Below are 17,041 nucleotides of genomic sequence, written 5' to 3'. Positions count from 1 at the left end.
AACATCCCCAGTTTCAAAATATAATTTGAAAAAGGAGCGATGATTATGTTAACACCTAGTATTTTTGGAGAAAATTTATTTGACGAGTTCTTTGATGATTTCTTTGATTTTCCGGTATTTGATGATCGGGCAATGAAGAAAGCACAGAAAAAACTGTATGGTCGTCACGCTGCAAACATGATGAAAACAGATGTGAAAGAACAGGATGATCATTATGAAGTGGATATCGATCTTCCGGGATTTAAGAAAGAGGAACTTTCACTAGAACTGAAGAATGGATATTTGATGATCAATGCAGCGAAAGGTCTCGACAAAGAGGAAAAAGAAGAAAAGACGGGAAGGTTTGTCCGTCGTGAACGTTACGTAGGCAGTATGAGCAGATCGTTCTATGTGGGCGAGGATATCAGACAGGAAGATATTCATGCGAAGTACGAAAGTGGAGTATTAAGACTGTCTATTCCAAAACAGGAAGAGAAAAAAGCACAGATAGAAGATAAAAAGTATATTGCTATTGAAGGATAAATGCCTTTCATAAAATGATAGTAATGTGAATTTGGCCCGGAGTCATTATGGCTTCGGGCTATTTATATGGAACGATTAACAGAGATATGGAACAAGAATTTTGAAATACCTATTGACATGGTAGGTAAATAATGGATATAATACAGAAAACAAAAACCTACTTGAACGATAGGCAATAAGGAGCTTGTTATGGGATTTTATTTTGAAAAGCTTGTACGAGAAAACTTTCGTTTTGGTCGAATGTGACAATCCGCAGTAAGCTAATTGAAATCATTGAAATTTATAAACGAAAGGAACTATATTATGTCAAAATACAGATTTGAAACACTTCAGCTTCATGTAGGACAGGAGGCTCCGGATCCTGTTACGGATGCACGTGCAGTGCCTATTTATGCAACCACTTCTTATGTTTTTCACGATTGTGCCCATGCGGCAGCACGTTTTGGACTTACAGATGCCGGAAATATTTATGGACGCTTAACGAACTCTACGCAGGATGTTCTGGAAAAGCGTGTTGCTGCCTTAGAAGGTGGTGTTGCTGCTTTGGCACTTGCTTCAGGAGCAGCTGCAATTACATATACCTTGCAGGCTCTGGGACAAAATGGTGGACACTTTGTTGCACAGAAAACGATTTATGGCGGCAGTTACAACCTGTTGGCACATACACTTCCGGGGTTCGGAATCACAGCTTCCTTTGTCAATATACATGATCTTGATGAAGTGGAAGCTGCTATTGAGGAAAATACAAGAGCGATTTACATAGAAACGCTTGGCAATCCGAACAGTGATATTCCGGATATTGACGCATTGGCTGCGCTTGCCCATAGACATGGCTTACCTCTTGTGGTAGATAATACCTTTGGTACACCGTATTTTATTCGTCCAATTGAACATGGGGCTGATATTGTGGTACATTCTGCTACAAAATTTCTTGGAGGTCATGGAACTACTCTTGGTGGGGTCATTATAGATTCAGGCAAATTTGATTGGACTGCTTCAGGTAAGTATCCAGCCATCGCTGAACCGAATCCAAGTTATCATGGCGTTTCTTTTGTAAAAGCTGCAGGGCCAGCAGCCTTCGTTACTTATATCCGTGCAATTCTGCTTCGTGATACAGGAGCAACCATTTCTCCTTTTGCAGCGTTTTTTTTATTGCAGGGAATCGAAACACTGTCGCTGCGTCTGGAGCGTCATGCAGAAAATACGAAGAAGGTGGTAAAATTTTTAAACGCTCATCCACAGGTTGAAAGAGTGAACCATCCATCTCTTCCTTCCCATCCTGATTATCCGCTTTATCAGAAGTATTTCCCGAATGGTGGAGCATCTATTTTTACATTTGATATTAAAGGGGGAGTGGAAGAGGCTTACAGGTTTATAGATCATCTGCAGATTTTTTCATTACTTGCAAATGTAGCTGATGTGAAAAGTCTTGTGATTCATCCTGCGACTACAACACACAGTCAGCTTTCGCCGGAGGAACTGGCTGAACAGGAAATTAAGCCAAATACAATCCGGCTTTCTATTGGAACAGAACATATAGAAGATATTATCAATGATTTACAGCATGGGTTTGATGCGGTAGAATAAGTAAAGGAGAGTGTTTGAGATGCCAAGAGTATATACTTCGGCAGAGCAGCTGATTGGAAAGACACCACTTTTGGAACTCACTCATATTGAAAAAGAATATGAGTTGCAGGCAAAAATTTTAGCCAAGCTGGAATACTTTAATCCAGCTGGCTCGGTAAAAGATCGTGTGGCAAAAGCAATACTGGATGACGCTGAGAGTACAGGCGGATTAAAACCTGATACAGTAATTATTGAGCCAACTTCCGGCAATACAGGTATTGGTCTCGCTTCTGTTGCAGCTGCCAGAGGGTATCGCATGATTCTTGTAATGCCTGATACCATGTCCGTAGAGCGACGTCAGCTTATGAAAGCATACGGAGCGGAACTTGTGCTTAGTGAAGGGGCGAAAGGCATGAAGGGAGCCATTGCGAAAGCAGAAGAGCTGGCCAATGAAATACCGAACAGTTTTGTTCCCGGACAATTTGTGAATCCTGCAAATCCCAAAGCCCATAGGGAGAGTACAGGCCCTGAAATATATGAGGATACAGATGGTAATGTGGATATCTTTGTAGTAGGCGTAGGTACCGGAGGTACAGTGACAGGTGTTGGTGAATATCTGAAAGCACAAAATCCGGATATTAAGATTGTGGCTGTTGAGCCGGCATCTTCAGCAGTGCTTTCTACAGGCATTGCCGGTTCACATAAAATACAGGGCATTGGAGCAGGATTTGTTCCGGATATATTAAATACTTCCATTTATGATGAGGTTATTACGGTAGAGAATGAAGATGCTTTTGCAACCGGAAAACTCATGGGGCATAGAGAAGGGGTGCTTGTAGGCATTTCTTCCGGAGCAGCCTTATGGGCGGCAATCCAGCTTGCCAAAAGAGCCGAAAATAAAGGAAAAACAATTGTTGTATTGATGCCGGATACAGGGGATAGATATTTATCAACACCTCTATTTGCAGAATAAGGAAAGAAGGAACAAAGGAATGATGATCTCAACAAGGGGAAGATATGCTTTGCGTGTATTGCTTGATCTTGCAGAAAATCAGAATGAAGGTTATATAGCAATGAAGACAGTTGCCCATCGACAGGAGCTGTCTTTAAAATATATCGAGAGAATTATGTCTGTACTTTCTAAGAACCATTATGTGGAAGGGGTACAGGGGAAAGGCGGCGGATACCGTCTGGCAAGGGAACCAAAAGATTATAGGGTTGGAGATATATTAAGACTTGCAGAAGGGGAACTGGTTCCGGTTGCATGTCTGGAATGTAATGCAAAAACCTGTAAACGTGCAGATACATGTAAAACATTGCCGATGTGGAAAGAATTTCATCATATGGTAAATCATTATTTTGATAATATTACTCTTTTGGATCTAATGAAATAGATCGATGAAAGTAGGGATTTTTAGATAAAATGGATTGACAAGATAAAATTTAAGAGGTAAAATAGTGTGCGTAAAGGCAAAGGCGTCTTTAAGTTTAAAATGAACTTAAAGGCGCTTTTGCCCTTTTTGCGTTCAAAAATGCAGGAAATGACTTTATTGGAGGAAGAATGAAATGCAAAAGTGTGAACAATTATATGAAGGAAAAGCAAAAAAGGTTTTCTTAACGGATGATCCGGATGTCCTGATTGTTTCTTATAAAGATGATGCAACTGCCTTTAATGGCTTGAAGAAGGGAACAATCGTTGGGAAAGGTGCGATCAATAACCGTATGACCAATCTGTTGTTTCAGAAAATTGAAGCAGAAGGTGTGCCGACTCATTTTATTCAGGAATTAAATGACAGAGAAACCGCAGTGCGCAGGGTGGAGATTGTTCCGTTGGAAGTAATTGTGCGAAACGTGGCTGCCGGCAGTTTTTCTAAAAGATTGGGTGTGGAAGAGGGAACGGTACTTGCTGAGCCGACGATTGAATTTTCTTATAAGAATGATGAACTGGGAGATCCGCTGATCAATTCCCATTTTGCAAAAGCATTACAGCTTGCGACTGCAAGTGAGATCAAAACGATAAAGGATTATGCATTTAAAATTAACGAAATTCTGAAAGTGGAATATTTAAAAGCAGGCCTTCGTCTGATTGATTTCAAGATAGAGTTTGGCCGTTTTCATGGCAAGATCATTCTTGCAGATGAGATTTCTCCGGATACTTGCCGCTTATGGGATGTGGAAAGTGGAGAAAAAATGGATAAAGATCGTTTCCGCAGGGATTTAGGAGGCGTAGAGGATGCGTATATTCAGGTGGCAAAACGATTAGGATTAGAGATGGAGAGTAAATAGATTTTATGAGAACAGATATTTATCAATCACCTTTATGTGAACGTTATGCAAGTAAAGAAATGCAGAGTATATTTTCCAATGATAGAAAATTTTCCACATGGAGAAAACTCTGGGTGGCACTTGCAGAAAGTGAAAAGGAACTGGGACTTCCTATCTCTGATGAGCAGATTGAGGAAATGAAAGCTCAGATTGACAACATTGATTATGAAAAAGCAAGACAATACGAAAATGAGCTTCGTCATGACGTGATGGCACATGTCCATACCTTTGGGGATGCCTGTCCTGAAGCGGCGGGAATCATACATTTAGGAGCAACTTCCTGTTATGTGGGGGATAATACGGATATTATCCTCATGCAAAGTGCGCTCTTACAGATTAGAAATCTTTTGTTAAATGCCATAGAAGCCCTTAGCGAATTTGCCATGGAATATAAGGCATTACCAACTCTTGCATATACTCATTTTCAGGCAGCTCAGCCAACAACGGTAGGAAAAAGAGCCTGTCTTTGGATGAATGATCTGCTGTTTGATATCGAACAGCTTGATTTTCAACTGAATAACTTAAAACTCCTTGGCTGTAAAGGAACCACCGGGACAGGTGCCAGCTTTTTGGAACTGTTCGATGGGGAAGAAACAAAGGTGGAACAGCTGGAGCAGAAAATCGCAGAAAAAATCGGTTTTTCAAAGTGTCAGAGTGTCAGTGGACAGACCTATACACGAAAAGCTGATTTTGCGGTTTTACAGGTATTGTCCGGAATTGCACAGAGTGCATCAAAATTCTCCAGTGATATCCGTTTACTCAGCCACTTAAAAGAGGTGGATGAACCATTTGAGGAAAAACAGATCGGTTCTTCTGCCATGGCATATAAAAGAAATCCAATGAGAAGCGAACGTATTGCATCACTGGCTCGTTTCGTGATTTGTGATTTACAAAATACTGCTATTACAGCAGCTTCACAGTGGTTTGAACGCACATTGGATGATTCCGCAAATAAGCGCCTGGCTGTACCGGAAGCATTTCTGGCCACAGATGCCATTTTAAATCTGTATATCAATGTAATCAGGGGGCTGAAGGTCTATCCAGCAGTTATTAAGAAGCATCTGGATGCAGAACTTCCATTTATGGCGACGGAAAATATCCTGATGTATTGTGTAAAAACCAAAGATGGGGACAGACAGGAACTTCATGAAGCAATCCGTAAACATTCTATTATGGCAGCGGAACAGGTAAAACTTTATGGGAATGAAAATGATTTAATAGAACGTATCAAAAATGACGATAGCTTTGGACTTTCTGCCATGGAACTGGAAGTTTTGCTTGACCCGGTGAAGTTCACTGGAATGGCAGAATATCAGTGTGAGAAGTTTGTAACAGAAACCGTGAAACCATTACTGGAAAAAAATAAGCAGCGTGTGAACGTGGAAGCGCAAGTGAATGTCTGAAAGGAAGGAATGCATATGCTTACATCAATTGTTGGAACAAACTGGGGCGATGAAGGAAAAGGCCGTATGGTAGATCTTCTCAGCGAAAACTATGATATTGTTGTTCGTTATCAGGGCGGAAATAATGCGGGTCATACCGTGATCAATGAAAAAGGAAAATTTGTCATGAATCTGATGCCGTCCGGAATCTGCCGTGAAGATACGGTCAATATTCTGGGACCGGGCATTGTGATTGACCTGGAACATTTGTACGGGGAAGTGCAGAAACTGGCAGAAAAAGGTGTGGAAGTAACGCCGGAACATTTAAAGATCAGTGACAGGGCAACCATCTGTATGCCATATCATAAACTGATGGATTGTCTGGAGGAAGACCGACTGTTAGATAAGAAATTTGGATCTACCAGAAGAGGTATATCTCCGGTATATGCAGACAAATATATGAAAAAAGCACTGCGTATGGGTGATTTGCTCCATCTGGAAGCATTAAAGGAACGCCTTGGTGGTCTTGTGGAATGGAAGAATCTGACTGTGGAAAATGGATATGGTCATGCACCAGTGCTGGCAGATGAAATGTTTCAGTGGTTAAAAGAATACGGAGAGTTCTTTGTTCCTTTTATCTGTGATACGACGGAATACCTTGGAGACGCTATTGAAGAGAGAAAATCCATTCTGTTTGAAGCACAGCTTGGGGCACTCAGGGATATAGACTTTGGCATTTATCCATATACCTCTGCATCCACAACCCTTGCTTCTTATGCGCCAATCGGAGCTGGCGTACCTTTTGCAAAGCTGGATGAAAGCATCGGTATTATGAAAGCATACTCAAGCTGCGTGGGAGAAGGACCTTTTACCTGTGAACTGTTTGGAGAGGAAGCGGAGCAGCTTCGTGCGGCAGGGGGCGAATATGGTGCAGCAACCGGAAGACCGAGAAGAGTCGGAGGCTTTGATGTGGTTGCTTCCAGATATGGGACAAAGATGCAGGGCTGCAGCTATGTGGCGCTTACAAAGCTGGATGTGCTTTCTTATATGGAAAAAATCCCGGTATGTACAGCGTATGAGATTGATGGAAACAGAGTAGACACATTTCCATCCGGTATCGAAGAACTTAAATGTGCAAAACCGATCTATGAATATCTTCCGGGATTTCAGTGTGATATCAGCGGATGCAGAACAGTAGATGATCTTCCAAAAGCGGCATTGGAGTATATCCGTTATATTGAAAAGGAAATCGAGTGCCCGATTAAGTATGTGTCTGTCGGCGCCGAACGTGATGCCTATATCACAATGTTTTAGGAGAAAAGGAAAGATGCAGAATCAGAAAGTACTAATTTTGAATTTTGGCGGTCAGTATGACCAGTTGATTGCCAGGAGGGTGAGGGAATGCAGCGTCTATTGTGAGGTTAAGCCTTATACCATGACCCTTTCTGAGATTCGGGCATTTGACCCCATAGGCATTATCTTCACTGGAGGACCGGACAGTGTATATAAAGAAAATTCTTATCATCCGGCAGAAGGTATTTTTGAGCTTGGAATACCGATTCTTGGTATCTGCTATGGATGTCAGCTCCTTGCCCATCATCTTGGAGGAATGGTTACGGCAGCAGAAAATGAAAACGCCAGAGAGTATGGAAAAACACTTACTTTCTATGATAATTCCTGTCTGCTGTTTGACGGACTGGATGAGGAGAGTATTTCATGGATGAGCCATGGCGACTACATGAAGAAAGTACCCGACGGATTTAGGCTGGTTGCCCGTAGCGGGAAATGCCCGAATGTAGCCATTTGTGATGAAAACAGAAAATATTATGGTGTACAGTTCCATCCGGAAGTAAATCATACAGAAAATGGAACTACCATGATCCGAAACTTTTTATATAAAGTCTGTGGTGCAGTGGGTGACTGGACGATGGAAAGTTATATGTATCGCTGTATCGAAGAAATCAGAAGCAAAGTAGGGAATGATAAGGTGCTTTTGGCTCTATCGGGAGGCGTGGATTCCTCTGTGTGTGCAGCCCTGTTTGCGGAAGCAGTGGGTTCACAGCTCACCTGTGTTTTTGTGGATCACGGCCTTCTGAGAAAAGACGAAGGTGATGAAGTAGAAAAAGCATTTGAAAAATGGAATATCAACCTGAGCCGTGTGAATGCCGGAGAACGCTTTCTAAAAAAACTGGAAGGGATCACAGAACCGGAACAGAAACGTAAGATCATCGGAGAAGAATTTATCCGTGTATTTGAGGAAGAAGGCAAAAAAATTGGCAGGACGGACTATCTGGCACAGGGAACTATTTATCCGGATGTGATTGAATCCGGCAAAGAAAATGCAGAAACCATAAAGAGCCATCACAATGTGGGCGGCCTGCCGGATTTTGTTGATTTTAAAGAGATTATTGAACCATTGCGTTTGCTGTTCAAGGATGAAGTAAGAGAACTGGGAAGACAGCTTGGGCTTCCGGAATATATGGTTATGCGCCAGCCGTTTCCAGGTCCCGGACTTGCAATCCGTGTTCTCTACGATATTACAAGCAAACCGCCGGCAATGGTGGAGTTTGAGTAAGGAAGTGAAAGATTATGACTAAATATATATTTGTGACTGGAGGTGTGGTATCCGGTCTGGGAAAAGGGATTACCGCCGCTTCTCTTGGACGTCTTTTAAAAGCAAGGGGCTTAAAAGTGGCAGCACAGAAGTTAGACCCATATATTAACGTAGACCCTGGAACCATGAGCCCGTATCAGCATGGCGAAGTATATGTAACCGAAGATGGAGCAGAAACGGATCTGGACCTGGGGCATTATGAGAGATTTATTGATGAAGATCTGAATCAATACTCCAATCTGACGACTGGAAAGGTTTATTGGAATGTATTAAACAAGGAACGAAGAGGAGAATACTTAGGTTCCACGGTTCAGGTGATTCCCCATATCACAAATGAGATTAAGGAATTTGTGTACCGTGTAGGAAAAAAGACGGATGCAGATGTAGTGATCACGGAGATTGGAGGAACCATTGGGGATATTGAATCCCAACCATTTCTGGAAGCAGTACGTCAGATTTCATTGGAGGTTGGCGGGGAGAACAGTTTATTTATCCATGTGACGTTAGTCCCTTATTTGAGTGGCTCTGAAGAACATAAGTCAAAACCAACGCAGCACTCTGTCAAGGAGCTTCGAGGAATGGGTATCAATCCAAACATTATAGTGCTGCGTTCTGATAAACCATTGGAAGAATCCATCTTTCAGAAAATTTCTCTTTTTTGCAATGTGAAACCGGATTGCGTGATTGGGAACAGGACGTTACAGAACCTCTACGAAGCACCGCTGATGTTGGAAAAGTCCGGATTTTCAGATGTTGTTTGCAGAGAACTTCACATTGATGCGCCGAAACCGGAGCTGGAAGATTGGAAACAGATGGTGGAACGCATCCAAAACCGTTCCCGGGAAGTCCACATCGGTCTGGTTGGAAAGTATGTAAAGCTCCATGATGCATACCTGTCTGTGGCAGAAGCAATGAACCATGCAGGGTATGAACTGAATACGTTTGTGAAAATCCACTGGATTGATTCAGAAAATATCAGGTCGGACAATGTAAAGGAAATATTGGAAGGTCTGGATGGGATCATCGTTCCGGGCGGATTTGGAAATCGTGGTATCGAAGGAATGATCCTGTCAGCAAACTATGCCCGTGAAAATCAGATTCCTTACTTTGGTATCTGTCTAGGTATGCAGATTGCCGTCATCGAATTTGCAAGGAATGTTCTGGGACTTAAATGTGCTCATTCGGGTGAATTTGATGAACAGTGTGCCCATAAGGTCATTGATTTTATGCCGGGACAGAGTGAGGAAATTGATAAAGGCGGTACGCTCCGTCTGGGAAGCTATCCATGCAGCATTAAAGCCGGAACGAAAATGGAACAATGCTATGGTAACAAACTGATCCATGAGCGCCATCGCCATCGCTATGAGTTTAATAATAAATATCGTGAGGAACTGATGAGAGCAGGACTTGTGATCAGCGGTACTTCTCCGGATGACAGACTGGTGGAAACCGTAGAACTTAAGGAGCATCCGTTTTTTGTAGGCGTACAGTTTCATCCGGAATTTAAGAGCCGCCCAAATCAGTCTCATCCACTGTTTAAAGGATTCGTTTCGGCAGCTTTATTAAAAAGAAACGCTGATTAAGTCGAAACGAAAAGAGGAGTAGAAAAAATGTGTGGAATTATTGGATTTGCAGGAAAGACAGAAGCTGTTCCGATATTGCTTGATGGTCTGGAACGACTGGAATACAGAGGATATGATTCAGCAGGAGTTGCGGTCGTATCAGCGGATGGGAGATTACAGGTAAAAAAGAGCAAAGGACGTCTGTCTGTTCTGCGGGAATTGCTGGACTCTCAAAATCCTTTGTCGGGGAATATCGGCATTGGTCACACCAAATGGGCAACCCATGGGGAACCAAATGGTACAAATGCACATCCCCATGTTGGGCAGGAAGGAAAGATTGCGGTTGTCCATAATGGCATCATAGAAAATTATCTGGAGATCAAAAACTCTCTTATCCGTAAAGGAGTCGTTTTTTCTTCTGATACGGATACAGAGGTAATCGTCCAGTTACTGGAATATTATTATAGGAAGAAATCCAATCTGATGGATGCAGTGTATGCGGTTTTAAATCGTATCAAAGGTGCTTATGCTATGGGCATTCTCTGTTCTGATTTTCCGGGACAGATGGTTGCAGCAAGAAAAGACGCCCCTCTGCTGATTGGTTACGGTCAGGCGGGAAATTACATTGCCTCTGATGTTACTGCACTTCTTGCACATACAAGGACAGTTACTTATATGGAAGATGATGAAGTGGCAGTCATTACGGCAGATGATGTTCAGATCTTTGACAGAGACAGATTTCTGCTGGAAAAAGAAAAACATTTGATTGAGTGGGATGTTTCCGCAGCAGAAAAATATGCGGCAATTATCAGGGAGCTTCAAGATTTACCTGAAAAGATAAGTGTTGTTATGAATGATCTGGATCTTTATCAGAAAGCGGCATCCAGATATTTCAACCATAACAGTGTTTTCTATATTGGTCGTAATCTGGACTATGCACTGGGTTTGGAGGGCTCTCTAAAGCTGAAAGAGATTTCTTATATTCATTCAGAATCCTATGCGGCAGGAGAACTGAAACATGGAACGATTTCTCTGATAGAACCGGGAACACTGGTGGTTGCTATGGTAACCTATGAGCCGCTGGTGGAAAAATCCTTGTCCAATATTGTTGAAGTAAAATCCAGAGGAGCAGAAGTAATCGCAATGACGACAGATCAGACAGCAGAGCTGATTAGCAGTCGGGCATCCGAAATGTTTGTGATACCAAAGACCCATTCCCTTTTGCAGCCGGTTCTCGGAGTGATTCCTTTGCAGCTTTTTGCCTATTATGTTGCACTGAATCGTGGCTGTGATATTATAAGCCAAGGAATCTGGCAAAATCGGTCACAGTAGACAGTAGAATAATACGCAGGAGGAAAAGAGTATGGCGATTCATGAAGAATGTGGTGTATTCGGTGTGATGAGTACACAAAAAGAAAATGTGGCAGGGATTACCTATTATGGATTGTATGCCTTGCAGCACAGAGGACAGGAGAGCTGCGGGATCGTTGTGAATGATGATGGTGTGTTTTCTTCCTATAAGGATCTGGGCCTTGTAAGCGAAGTGTTTTCGAAAGACACATTATCTCATTTGCCGGAAGGGACTATGGCAGTGGGCCATGTAAGATATGGAACAACCGGCGGGACAACACGAAATAACTGCCAGCCCATTGAAGTCAACCACCAGAAAGGAAAGATGGCACTGGCACATAACGGAAATTTGAGTAATGCATTGGAGCTGCGTGATAAGCTGGAGTTATCAGGAGCCATTTTTCATACCACCAGCGATACAGAAACCATTGCTTATGTGATTACAAGAGAAAGGCTGATGACACCGAGCATAGAAGAAGCGGTAAGCAACACCATGAATTTACTGGAAGGGGCTTATTCATTAGTTTTGATGTCAGCTACAAAGATGATTGCTGCAAGAGACCCATATGGATTCAGACCACTTTGTTATGGACAGATGCCGGATGGAGACTATGTAGTGGCATCAGAAAGCTGCGCATTATCAGCGGTAGGCGCAGAATTTGTCAGAGATCTGCTTCCAGGTGAGATTCTGGTGTTTAGTCAAAATGGAGTGGAATCAAGGAAAGAACACTGCAGTAAGCAGAAAAAGAAAACCTGTATCTTTGAGTATATCTATTTTGCAAGACCGGATTCTGTCATAGATAGTGTATCTGTCCATGAATCACGAATGAGAGCAGGCGAGCTGCTCTCAGAAAGTTATCCGGTGGACGCAGATATTGTGATCGGAGTTCCGGACAGCGGACTGGATGCAGCGCTTGGATATGCAAATAAATCCGGCATTCCTTATGGGATAGGACTGATCAAAAATAAATATATTGGAAGAACATTCATTTCTCCGGGACAAAATGAACGTTTGGACAAAGTCAGGATTAAGCTTTCTCCTGTGAAAAATGTAATCGATGGAAAACGAGTCGTTCTTATTGATGATTCTATCGTAAGAGGTACAACCAGTAAACGTATTGTAAAGCTTTTGCGTGACGCAGGAGCGAAAGAGATACATATGAGAATCTCGGCTCCCCCATTCTTACATGCCTGCTATTATGGCACGGACATTGACTCAGAAGAAAATCTGATTGCATGCCATCATAGCATGGAAGAGATCGCAGAGATGATCGGAGTGGATTCTTTGGGATATTTGGAGGTGGAGAAGCTGAGTAAGCTGATTGACAGCGAGGATTATTGTGCTGCCTGCTTTAACGGAGAATATCCAACCAAAATTCCGGCAGATCTCCGTAAAGACCGTTTTGAAAGGAAACTGTCTGAACGGGTTTAGATAGAGGGGTGACATATATTATGAAAAAATTTGACAGAAAACTGATTCTCCCAGATGGCAGTGAGTATTATGGATATGGTTTTGGTTCCTTTGATGAAAGAATCACGGAAATCGTATTTAATACCTCTCCGGTTGGGTATCAGGAAATCATCTCTGATCCGTCCTATACCTACCAGACTGTTGTGATGGCATATCCGCTGATTGGTAACTATGGGATTGCAGAAGAAGATTTTGAAACAGAAACACCGACGATTGGAGGATTGGTTGTAAGGGATTATAACGATCAGCCATCCAACTTCCGCAGTAAATATACATTATCCGAAATCATGGAGAAATACCGGATTCCGGGAATTTATGGAATTGATACCAGAAAGCTGATACGTTCTATCCGTGATTTGGGAAGCAGAAAAGTATTGATTACAGATGCTGATACTTCTCTGCAGGAGGGACTTTGCAAATTGAGTTCCTATGATATACCAAAAGATGCAGTAGCTTTTGTGAGCAGAAAAGAGATTCAGCAATATAGGATTCCGGATGAGAAATATCATGTGGCCGCCATTGATTGTGGAATGAAGCAGAATATTGTGAGGAGTTTTAACAGACGAGGCTGCAATGTGACGGTATTTCCATGGAATACCTCTATGGAAGAAATAGAAAAAATGAAGCCGGACGGAATCTTTTTATCTAATGGTCCGGGAGACCCGATGGATGTGCAGCCGGTCATAGAACTGGTGAGAGGCTTACGGGGAAAATATCCGATCTTTGGAATCTGCCTTGGTCATCAGATCATTTCCCTTGCATATGGGGCAAGGACCTATAAGTTAAAATTTGGACACAGGGGAGGAAATCATCCGGTAAAAAATCTTCTGACAGGAAAGATAGAGATTACCTCCCAGAACCATTCCTATGCAGTGGACAGGGAAAGTCTTGCGAATACCCGATTGAAAGTAACGCACCTGAATCTGCTGGATCAGACAGTAGAAGGTGTTGCCTGTGAGGAGGACAAGGTGTTTAGTGTGCAGTATCACCCGGAAAGCGCACCGGGCCCGCAGGACAGCGGTTATCTGTTTGAACAGTTTATAGAAATGATGGAGGGAACAAAAGATGGCGAAAAGAACTGATTTGAAGAAAATACTTGTCATTGGTTCCGGTCCGATTGTGATTGGTCAGGCGGCAGAATTTGACTATGCAGGGACCCAGGCATGTCTTGCACTGAAAGAAGAAGGGTATGAGGTTGTCTTATGCAACTCCAATCCGGCAACGATTATGACAGATACCACCATTGCAGATAAGGTGTATATGGAACCGTTGACATTGGAATATGTTGCAAAGATTGTCCGTCATGAGCGTCCAGATGCCATCGTACCGGGAATTGGTGGTCAGACCGGACTTAATCTGGCAATGCAGCTTGAGAAAAAAGGCATTTTAAAAGAGTGCCGTGTGGAGCTTTTGGGAACCAGCAGTGAGAGCATTGAAAGGGCAGAGGACAGAGAACTCTTTAAAGAGCTTTGTGAAAGCTTAGGAGAGCCGGTGCTTCCGTCTGTCATTGCCAATACGGTGGAGGAAGCCATAAAGGCTGCCGAGAATATCGGATATCCGGTGGTGCTTCGTCCGGCATTTACCCTTGGCGGAACCGGCGGCGGCTTTGCAGATGATGAGCAGGAGTTTCTGGGATTGATTAAAAATGCCCTTGCTTTGTCACCGGTTCATCAGGTGCTGATAGAAAAAAGTATCAAGGGCTTTAAAGAAATTGAATATGAAGTGATCCGTGATGCCAATGACACAGCAATCACGGTCTGCAATATGGAAAATCTGGACCCGGTAGGAATCCACACAGGAGATTCCATTGTGGTATGTCCGTCACAGACACTGACGAATAAAGAATATCAGATGCTCCGTGACAGTGCCTTGAAAATCATCCGTGCCTTGAAGGTGGAGGGAGGCTGTAATGTACAGTTTGCACTTGATCCGGATTCTTTTCAGTATTATCTGATTGAGGTAAATCCGCGCGTATCCCGTTCCTCTGCATTGGCATCAAAGGCAAGCGGATATCCGATTGCAAGGGTATCGGCGAAAATCAGTGTGGGAATGACTCTGGATGAGATTATGCTGGTAAATACGCCTGCATCCTTTGAACCGGCACTGGATTATGTGGTAACAAAAATGCCGCGTTTTCCATTTGATAAATTTACCGATGCAAATCAGAAGCTGGGTACACAGATGAAAGCAACCGGGGAAGTCATGAGTGTTGGCAGAACCTTTGAGGAGAGTCTGTTAAAAGCAATCCGTTCTCTGGAAACAGGCGTAAATCATCTGTATATGGAAAAGTTTGAAAAAGAAGATAAAAAGGCTTTGATGGAATATATCAAAATCGGCACAGATGACCGTATCTTTGCCATTGCCCGGTTGCTCCGAATGGGCGAATCGGTTTCCGATATCAGGGAGCAGACACGCATTGACCGTTTCTTCCTTGATAAGATGAAAAAAATCATTGATATGGAGAAAGAATTGAAGCAGTGTACCGGTAACAGAGAGCTTTTGTATCAGGCAAAGAAGGCAGGCTTCTCAGATAGAGCAGTTGGGTGGCTGTGGAATATGATGGAAACGGACATTTATGAAATGCGTAAGACACATGGCATTTTCCCAGTCTATAAAATGATTGATACCTGTGCATCGGAATTTGAAAGCTATGTTCCTTATTTTTATTCTACTTATGAGGATGAAAATGAATCGATCGTGGAAGACAGGAAGAAAATCATTGTATTGGGCTCCGGTCCTATTCGTATCGGTCAGGGCGTGGAGTTTGATTATTCCACGGTACATGCAGTGAAAACCATTAAAGAAGCCGGATATGAGGCGATCATCATCAATAATAATCCGGAAACTGTGTCTACAGATTATACCACATCCGACAAGCTGTATTTTGAGCCTCTTTGCGTAGAAGATGTTATGAATGTGATCGAAATGGAGAAGCCGGATGGAATTATTGCATCACTTGGCGGTCAAACTGCAATCAACCTGGCAAATCCACTGCAGGAACGTGGAGTGAAGCTGATTGGCACGGACTGTGCTGCAATCGAAAAAGCAGAAAACAGAGATGCTTTTGAAAAGCTGTTGTCAGAGCTTTCTATCCCACAGCCGAAAGGACAGGCTGTAACGAATATAGAAGATGGCGTAAAAGCGGCAGAAGAGATCGGTTATCCGGTGCTGGTACGTCCAAGCTTTGTACTTGGCGGAAGAGCCATGCAGATCGTGGCAAAGGAAGAACACCTGCGGCACTATCTGAAAACTGCGGTAGAGATTGATGAAGATAAACCGGTATTGGTAGACAAATACATCTGTGGGAAAGAAGTCGAAATTGATGCCATTTGTGACGGTACGGACGTATTTGTTCCGGGAATCATGGAGTTGGTAGAAAGGACAGGGGTTCATTCCGGCGATTCCATCAGTGTATATCCGACGTTTAGCATTTCAGATAAGGTAAAGGCTACAATTTTGGACTATGCGAAAAAACTAGGTATTGGCATTGGCATTGTGGGACTGTTTAATATCCAGTTTATCGTGGACAGACAGGAGAATGTATCTATCATTGAGGTAAATCCGCGTTCTTCAAGAACAGTTCCATTTTTGTCAAAAGCAACCGGATATCCATTGGCTGATATTGCAACGAAAGTCATTCTTGGAAAGAGCCTGAAGGAGCAGGGGATTACTGTGAGCTATCCCGAAGAAAAGAAGAGGTGGTATGTGAAAGTGCCTGCATTTTCCTTTGCAAAGTTAAGTGGTATGGATGCTTACCTGTCACCCGAAATGAAATCAACGGGAGAAGCAATCGGATATGATAAGAAGCTTCACAGGGCAATGTATAAAGCCATGATTGCTTCCGGTATTCGTGTGCAGAATTATGGAACAGTCATTGTGACGCTTGCAGATGAGGATAAAGACGAAGCCCTTCCGCTTATCAGACGCTTTTATGATATGGGCTTTAATATAGAAGCAACCTCTCTTACGGGAGAGCATTTGAAACAGCATGGAATCCGTACCCGTATACTGGGGAAACCATCGGAAGGAAGCAGTGAGATACTGGATGCGATCCGTGCAGGATACGTCAGCTATGTCATCAATACCCGTGCAATTCTTTCCGGTGTTCATTATGAAGATGGTGTTGCAATCCGAAGTGCGGCAACACAGAACAATATTACCATGCTGACATCTCTGGACACGGTAAAGGTACTTTTAGATGTGCTGGAGGAAGTGACCATTGGTATATCTACGATAGATGCTGAATGAA

At 42.8% G+C, this 17,041-nt stretch carries 13 protein-coding genes; all 13 read left to right on the top strand.

The window, feature by feature from the left end:
- Positions 1-45 precede the first annotated feature (45 nt).
- The gene (locus ACESPO_RS03055) at positions 46-522 is read left to right on the top strand and encodes an Hsp20/alpha crystallin family protein (protein ID WP_016439162.1); all 477 of its coding nucleotides are present in this window, start codon (positions 46-48) and stop codon (positions 520-522) included.
- 303 nt (positions 523-825) lie between these two features.
- A complete protein-coding gene (locus ACESPO_RS03050) occupies positions 826-2,109 on the top strand; it encodes an O-acetylhomoserine aminocarboxypropyltransferase/cysteine synthase family protein (RefSeq protein WP_016439161.1) in 1,284 nt (427 codons plus the stop codon).
- Positions 2,110-2,128: 19 nt separating this feature from the next.
- The gene (gene cysK / locus ACESPO_RS03045) at positions 2,129-3,061 is read left to right on the top strand and encodes a cysteine synthase A (RefSeq protein WP_336304814.1); all 933 of its coding nucleotides are present in this window, start codon (positions 2,129-2,131) and stop codon (positions 3,059-3,061) included.
- Between the two features lie 19 nt (positions 3,062-3,080).
- Positions 3,081-3,482: an RrF2 family transcriptional regulator gene (locus ACESPO_RS03040; protein ID WP_016439159.1), complete on the top strand. Its 402-nt coding sequence runs from the start codon at positions 3,081-3,083 to the stop codon at positions 3,480-3,482.
- Positions 3,483-3,654: 172 nt separating this feature from the next.
- Complete coding sequence (gene purC, locus ACESPO_RS03035) at positions 3,655-4,374, top strand: phosphoribosylaminoimidazolesuccinocarboxamide synthase (protein WP_120091418.1); 720 nt, start codon at positions 3,655-3,657, stop codon at positions 4,372-4,374.
- A gap of 5 nt (positions 4,375-4,379) precedes the next feature.
- Positions 4,380-5,816, top strand: coding sequence for an adenylosuccinate lyase (gene purB, locus ACESPO_RS03030; protein WP_251390385.1), 1,437 nt, complete (start codon positions 4,380-4,382; stop codon positions 5,814-5,816).
- A gap of 15 nt (positions 5,817-5,831) precedes the next feature.
- A complete protein-coding gene (locus tag ACESPO_RS03025) occupies positions 5,832-7,109 on the top strand; it encodes an adenylosuccinate synthase (protein ID WP_320852374.1) in 1,278 nt (425 codons plus the stop codon).
- A 13-nt stretch (positions 7,110-7,122) separates the two neighbouring features.
- Positions 7,123-8,370, top strand: coding sequence for a glutamine-hydrolyzing GMP synthase (gene guaA, locus ACESPO_RS03020; protein ID WP_499788448.1), 1,248 nt, complete (start codon positions 7,123-7,125; stop codon positions 8,368-8,370).
- Positions 8,371-8,384: 14 nt separating this feature from the next.
- Complete coding sequence (pyrG, locus tag ACESPO_RS03015) at positions 8,385-9,992, top strand: CTP synthase (RefSeq protein WP_016439153.1); 1,608 nt, start codon at positions 8,385-8,387, stop codon at positions 9,990-9,992.
- Positions 9,993-10,019: 27 nt separating this feature from the next.
- On the top strand, positions 10,020-11,303 hold the full coding sequence (locus tag ACESPO_RS03010) for an SIS domain-containing protein (RefSeq protein WP_435387668.1): 1,284 nt from the start codon (positions 10,020-10,022) through the stop codon (positions 11,301-11,303).
- A gap of 31 nt (positions 11,304-11,334) precedes the next feature.
- Entirely contained in the window at positions 11,335-12,753 is a 1,419-nt protein-coding gene (purF, locus tag ACESPO_RS03005) for an amidophosphoribosyltransferase (RefSeq protein ID WP_336304815.1), read from the top strand.
- A gap of 20 nt (positions 12,754-12,773) precedes the next feature.
- Positions 12,774-13,874 (top strand): glutamine-hydrolyzing carbamoyl-phosphate synthase small subunit, encoded by a 1,101-nt coding sequence (carA, locus tag ACESPO_RS03000; protein ID WP_499788447.1) that lies wholly within the window; start codon positions 12,774-12,776, stop codon positions 13,872-13,874.
- Entirely contained in the window at positions 13,858-17,040 is a 3,183-nt protein-coding gene (gene carB, locus ACESPO_RS02995) for a carbamoyl-phosphate synthase large subunit (protein ID WP_336304817.1), read from the top strand. The genes carA and carB overlap by 17 nt, the downstream gene beginning before the upstream one ends.
- The last annotated feature ends 1 nt before the right edge of the window (position 17,041 follow it).

Source organism: Coprococcus sp. HPP0074 (assembly GCF_964238105.1).
Classification (GTDB): Bacteria; Bacillota; Clostridia; order Lachnospirales; family Lachnospiraceae; genus Faecalimonas; species Faecalimonas umbilicata.
The sequence above is the reverse complement of the archived record's forward strand: the minus strand, read 5'-3'. Positions and strand labels throughout refer to the sequence as shown.